Genomic DNA, 6,000 nt, shown 5'->3' with positions numbered 1-6,000 from the left:
CTAAGAGATAATCTTCACGCTTCCATCAGATTGCGCGCTGTCGTATCAGTTGGTAGAGCAGTTGACTTTTAATCAATTGGTCGCTGGTTCGAATCCAGCACGACCCACCACAATCTAAAAAATCCAAACTCCTATCCTACTTGATACAACCATTTTTGGGTCGTGTGGGGTGAGAACCAGCCGGTTCGACAAATTTTTCAGGAAAAAATTTGAACATCACGTATTTAGCGATGGCCCGTAGGGCAAATGCAGGATGTATTTTGTAATCCAGCCCACCACAATCTAAATCTATCTGCTCCTTTAAAGCACCGTGCCCCTTTCGATACACCTTAAATGGTCATTCCAAGGCTAAATGCCTTCCTAGTGTAGGATCCTTCACAGCGAAGTGTGAACAGCACACAGAGGGAATAGAGAGAAGCTGGTATGCAGTCTATTGGGAATAAAAAAACGCCCCAGAGCGACACTCTGCGGCGTTCAATGAGATTTGCAACTTTCAGTTAATTGGCTTTAAGCGTACGAAGCCTGGGTTCTGCCAACTTTCTGGCCGAAGAGTCAGGATATTCCCGCACAACCTGCTCATAAAGCTGCTGTGCCCTGGCCAGATTCGACTGATTCTGAGCAATCATCCCTAACTTCAACAAGGAGTCGGCACGCTTATTTGAATCAGGAAATTCACTAATAACCCGTTCAAAATGACCGGCAGCACCACTCCAATCCTGTTTATTAAACAGTAGTTGCCCCAACCAGTACCTGGCGTTAGCTGCAAAGCCCGAATTCGGATAGGCTCTCAGAAAGGCCTCAAATTCGGGGATGGCCTGATCATACTGCTTGTCCCGCAGAATCAGATTTACCGCTCTGTCATAAGCTTCTTGCTCGCTCATTGAGCCAGCCGCCGGCCCTGTATCAAGAGCAGGAGTAGAAAAGTCTGACTGACCAGAAACCGGTCTTTTCATAACCGCATCAATGCGTTTATCAATTTCAAGATACAGCTCACGCTGACGCTCTAGAATTTGCTCAAGCTTGTGGCTATGTAATTCCACTACTCCACGCAAATCGTTAACCTCGTTCTGCAACTGGTCTAACTGAGCTTGAACAGAATGTTGAGCATTAGTCCTGGCATCTACCATTCTTTCCAGCGCAGCCATACGACTTTCCAAACTGCCGGAAGTTACATCGGTCACGGGCGCAGGTGCCGCACAAACGGCGGCTCCCATAAAGGTTCCGACTAAGGCTACGTGGCGCTTAATCATCGTCAAATCTTAACGATAAACCAATACGCCGCGACGGTTCTTAGCGAACGCCGCTTCGGTCAGGCTTGGATCCAGAGGTTTCTCTTCACCGTAAGATACCACTGAAATCTGAGAGCTGCTTACACCAGCGTTTTGCAGGTAGGTAGCAACAGACTTAGCACGACGCTCACCCAATGCAATGTTGTACTCAGGGGTACCACGGCTGTCACAGTGGCCTTCAACTGTTACACGCTGACCAGGGTTTTTGACGAGGAATGCCGCATGCTTGTCCAGAGTACCGTAGTACTCAGAACCAATGGTAGAACGGTCAAAGTCAAAGTACACGATCTGTTCATTTATTAGCGCATCCAACTCTTCACGAGCTAACTCTTGAGGAGTCTTTACACGCTCAACAGTACCAGTTTGTACGTTAGAAGATTCTTGCTCTGCGCTGGTTTGAGTCTGATTTGTTGACGCTTGATCATCAACCTGGCTGCTGGAAGAACAAGCCATCAGAGTGATAACTGGCAGAGCAATGATGACGCCCTTGAATACTTTGTTTAGTTGCATTCTCGTGATCCTTATTGTTTTCAAAGGTTTTAACAAATTACATTAAAAACGGCGACCAGCTTGGTGATTTAACCTGTCCATTAGCCGCAGGTAACCTTGCTTTAAAGCGCCCATCCAACGATACAAGCGACAGCACCTGCTTTCTGTTATGCAGGGTACTGTATATTATCATACTGCCGTTCGGCGCAATACTGGGTGATTCATCAAGATAAGTCTTGGTCAGCACCTGCATCAAACCGGACGACATATTTAATCTTGCAATGTGATAGTTACCATTAGTGCGATTAACCATCACCACTTCCTTGCCGTCGGGCGTGACCGTAGCCCCCAGGTTCATTTCTCCCTCAAAAGTCAAGCGGCGAACCTTGCCCGAGCCTAAATTTACGCTATATAACTGAGGTTTACCACCCCGTTCTGAGGTAAAGATGATGTTTTGCCCGTCGGGTGTCCAGCTAGGTTCGGTGTCGATATTACGACTGTCTGTCAGGCGACGAAGCTGTCGGCTGGCCAAATCCATAATATAGATATCTGGGTTGCCATCTTTAGACAGTACCATCGCCAATTGCTTACCATCTGGCGAGAACTGGGGCGCCCCGTTAATACCGGGGAAATCGGTGAGCCGGGTGCGGCTCATGGTATAAATATCCTGGATATAAATCTGCGAGCGATGATTCTCAAAACTCACATACGCCAGCTTACTGCCATCAGGAGACCACACCGGCGACATCAAAGGCTCTTTGGAACGCAGCAAAACGGTTTCGTTGAATCCGTCATAATCTGCGACTACCAACTGATACGGGAAAGGCTCTTGGGCTCGGTCGCGCACAATAACGTAAGCAATACGGGTTAAAAATGCACCACGCTCACCGGTCAGTTTTTCATAAACGATATCAGAGATACGGTGAGCATGCTGCCGGAAGCTATTTCCATCTATAGCATGCTGACGATTGGCCAGAATATGATCGCTACTGCCGACCAGTTTACCGTTACTCAACACTTGGGCTTTGCCTCCCGTAATCTGGCCACGCAATACATCAATCAGCTCAAAAGACACCAAAAAACGGTCAATTCCCTGTTCTTCAACTTTACCCACCAGAATCGCCTCAATGCCCTTACTGGCCCAAGCGGCATAGTCCACATCACCATCTCGGCTCGGCATTTGCGGCATATTGGCGGTTTTAATCGGATTAAATTTACCACTTCTGGCCAAATCGGCGGAAATCACCTCGGACAAACTCAGCGGCATAGGTCCCTGCCCTTTCCATTGGAAGGGCACTATAGCAACGGGCCTGGCCGTATCAATACCTTCGGTAATGACAATTTCCAGCGTTGCATTAGCATTCAGGGCACAACATAGATATGCCACAGCAGCAAATAACAGTTTTTTCATCACAGATTTGGCTCTACGGTTAAGTTAATATCTCTAAGCTTTTCATATACGTCCGGCTCCGGCGATACGGGCAATGTCTCGGCCTTATAGACGGCGGTTTGTGCCGCCCGGCATAAAATCGCATCGCCATTTAACACCCGAACCTGCGTCACCAGTCCATTCGAAGCAAGACGAATGTTCAGTCGGCAGGATTTCCCTTTCATGGATTGATCCACTATCAGGTTACGCTGAATAGTTTGTTTAATCAGCGCCGTATATTTTTGCAATTCGGTTAGCACTTGCTGGCTACGACGCCGTTGCTGAGCAGCCTGTTCCGCCTGCAGTTGTTCCTGCATCTGCCTTTCCATCTCGGCGCGTTCTTGTGCTTCCCGACGTTTACGCTCATCTTCCGCTTTCTTTTCACGCTCGCGTTTTTCTTTGGCAGCCTTCTCCGCCTTTAAGCGCTCTTGCTCCTTACGCTTACGTTCGGCTTCAGCTTGCTCCGCACGTTTTTTCTCTTCTGCTTGTTTACGTTTAGCCTCGGCCGCAGCCGCTTCAGCCTTGCGCTTTTCATCGGCCTTACGCTTTTTATCTAGTTCAAGTTGGCGCGCCCGCTCTTTTTCCTGCTGGCGTTCTTTCTCCGCTTCCCTGGCTTTACGCTCTATATCCGCCAGTCTCTGTTGTTCAGCGCGCTTCTCTGCGTCCTTCTTGTCCTGTATTCGCTTAGCTTGCGCATCAATTACCGCCCTATCAATAGCGACGGCCTGGACCACATTTACCTGAGGTAAATCCGGGGTTGGCATAGGTGTATGAAAATTCACACTGACAGCGAGCAGCACAACAAGTACCAAATGCAGAGCAACGGATTTCCATAGGGAAATCTTCAACTTGTCCATCTACTGCTCCGTGGAATCCGTCATCAAACCAACAGAAGGCACGCCCGCTTGTTGTAACAGTACCATCAACTGAACCACTTGGTTGTATGCCACTCTGCCATCACCCTTAACAACAACTGGCGCCTCAGGTTGCAGCTTTAACTGTTCAGCCACCAGAGCAGCCAATTCATCTGCAGCCATGGGCTTATCGGGATTTCCACCAACATTTAAAAAGTACTCGCCATCCATATTTACAGACGCAATGATTGGTGGCTTAGAGTCGTCAGACAGTGCTTCTGCAGAGGCTTTGGGCAGCTCTACTTTTACTCCTTGTGTCACCAAGGGTGCTGTCACCATAAAAATGATCAACAGTACCAACATGACGTCAATATAAGGAACGACGTTAATTTCCGAGACGGGGCGGCGACGCTTTCTCTCGTACATATCCGCTCCTAGGCTGCGCTTTCGCTGGCGTGAGACTGGCGATGCAGAATACTGGAAAACTCTTCCATAAAGTTGGCATAGCTGTTTTCCAGCTTCTCAACCTGATGACTGAAGCGGTTGTAGGCAATAACTGCCGGTATAGCAGCGAATAAGCCCATAGCCGTTGCAATCAAAGCTTCCGCAATACCAGGGGCAACCATGGCCAAGGTGGCCTGCTGCACTTCTCCCAAGGCGATAAAGGCAGTCATAATGCCCCAAACAGTACCAAATAAACCGATATAGGGGCTGATAGAGCCAGCCGTGGCTAAAAATGGCAAATGGCTTTCTAATGAATCAACTTCTCGGGACAATACAACCCGCATGGCCCGATAAGTACCGTCCATGACGGCTTGTGGTGAGGCAGCAGCACTTTTGCGTAAACGGGCAAATTCTTTAAAACCGGCCACAAACAAACTGGCCATACCGGATACTTGATTTCGTGCTGAAATTTCCTGGAACAAGCGGTTTAAATCACCACCAGACCAAAACTTATCTTCAAACTTTCGAACTTCGGCCTGAGCGAACTTCAGCGCTTTGCTACGTTGAAAGATAAATGCCCAGGACACAACTGACGTCGCCAGCAACAACAGCATAACAAGTTTGACCAACAAGCTGGCTTGCATAAATAAGCCAAATACAGACATTTCACCTGACACTGGACAGTTCCCCTAAAATAAATTCCGGTATGCCGATAGGTTTCATCTCAACCAGGTTGACACAAACCACCTTCACCGACGCGCGCACTAATACGTTGTTATTCTGATCTAAGATCCTCTGCTGGAATAGCAAGCTGGCTCGTTTTATCTCAGTTATCTGAGATTCAACCCGCAGTAGTTGGTTAAACCTGGCAGCCGCCTGATAATCCACTTCCACCCGTTTGACGACAAAACCTATGGATTGTTCCAATAACTTGTCTTGTTCTATACCTAAAGCCCGCAACCATTCGGTTCTGGCACGCTCTAAAAACTTCAGGTAGTTGGCATAATACACTATGCCTCCAGCATCCGTGTCCTCATAATACACACGGATTTCATGAATATGCGTCGTCACCGCTAGTTATTCCAAAAGTTATCATTCAGCCCCTAGCATACCAAGACCGACTACCCTCTGTAACGGGTAAACTGTCGCAACTGATGTTTTTTTATACCAATAAGCAAAGATGCCAAGCCCTTATTCTATGTGCATTGAGCGCGAATTGGTGTCTTGCACAGTCTCAGAAAATCTATCTTTATGATATATAACTGCATATCTATTTACCTACACCGCATAAAGCTATAACCCAAGGTAAATCCGATAGTATTTTTAATAGATTACAAAATAGTCAAAACAGAAAGATCGCGTTTTTAAAGGTGTTAGAAGCAATTATTACAGAAAAATTACAATAACAAATTTAAACAACAAGTTTACACATTAGTTTTACTAATGATAAATGACAGAAAAACTCAATTGTGCAATCACCGTAAAGCCGTAAAAT

At 47.1% G+C, this 6,000-nt stretch carries 7 protein-coding genes; all 7 read right to left on the bottom strand.

All coding sequences use genetic code 11. The features are described 5' to 3' along the window. Positions 1–497: 497 nt before the first annotated feature. From ybgF to ybgC, 7 genes are read right to left on the bottom strand one after another with little or no spacing between them, the layout of a single operon-like run. Positions 498–1,250, bottom strand: a complete 753-nt coding sequence (ybgF, locus tag J0A65_RS04410; protein ID WP_206592906.1) for a tol-pal system protein YbgF — start codon at positions 1,248–1,250, stop codon at positions 498–500. 9 nt (positions 1,251–1,259) lie between these two features. Continuing rightward, on the bottom strand, positions 1,260–1,799 hold the full coding sequence (pal, locus tag J0A65_RS04405) for a peptidoglycan-associated lipoprotein Pal (RefSeq protein ID WP_206592905.1): 540 nt from the start codon (positions 1,797–1,799) through the stop codon (positions 1,260–1,262). Positions 1,800–1,836: 37 nt separating this feature from the next. After that, on the bottom strand, positions 1,837–3,189 hold the full coding sequence (gene tolB / locus J0A65_RS04400; protein ID WP_206592904.1) for a Tol-Pal system beta propeller repeat protein TolB: 1,353 nt from the start codon (positions 3,187–3,189) through the stop codon (positions 1,837–1,839). Beyond that, the gene (tolA, locus tag J0A65_RS04395) at positions 3,189–4,064 is read right to left on the bottom strand and encodes a cell envelope integrity protein TolA (RefSeq protein ID WP_206592903.1); all 876 of its coding nucleotides are present in this window, start codon (positions 4,062–4,064) and stop codon (positions 3,189–3,191) included. Before tolA ends, tolB begins: the two co-directional genes overlap by 1 nt. Then, positions 4,065–4,487: a protein TolR gene (gene tolR / locus J0A65_RS04390; RefSeq protein WP_206592902.1), complete on the bottom strand. Its 423-nt coding sequence runs from the start codon at positions 4,485–4,487 to the stop codon at positions 4,065–4,067. 8 nt (positions 4,488–4,495) lie between these two features. After that, positions 4,496–5,182, bottom strand: a complete 687-nt coding sequence (gene tolQ / locus J0A65_RS04385; protein ID WP_206592901.1) for a protein TolQ — start codon at positions 5,180–5,182, stop codon at positions 4,496–4,498. Next, positions 5,172–5,576, bottom strand: coding sequence for a tol-pal system-associated acyl-CoA thioesterase (gene ybgC, locus J0A65_RS04380; protein WP_206592900.1), 405 nt, complete (start codon positions 5,574–5,576; stop codon positions 5,172–5,174). Before ybgC ends, tolQ begins: the two co-directional genes overlap by 11 nt. Positions 5,577–6,000: the final 424 nt, after the last annotated feature.

It is taken from the genome of Bowmanella yangjiangensis (genome assembly GCF_017255015.1).
GTDB classification, from domain to species: Bacteria; Pseudomonadota; Gammaproteobacteria; order Enterobacterales; family Alteromonadaceae; genus Bowmanella; species Bowmanella yangjiangensis.
The sequence above is the reverse complement of the archived record's forward strand: the minus strand, read 5'-3'. Positions and strand labels throughout refer to the sequence as shown.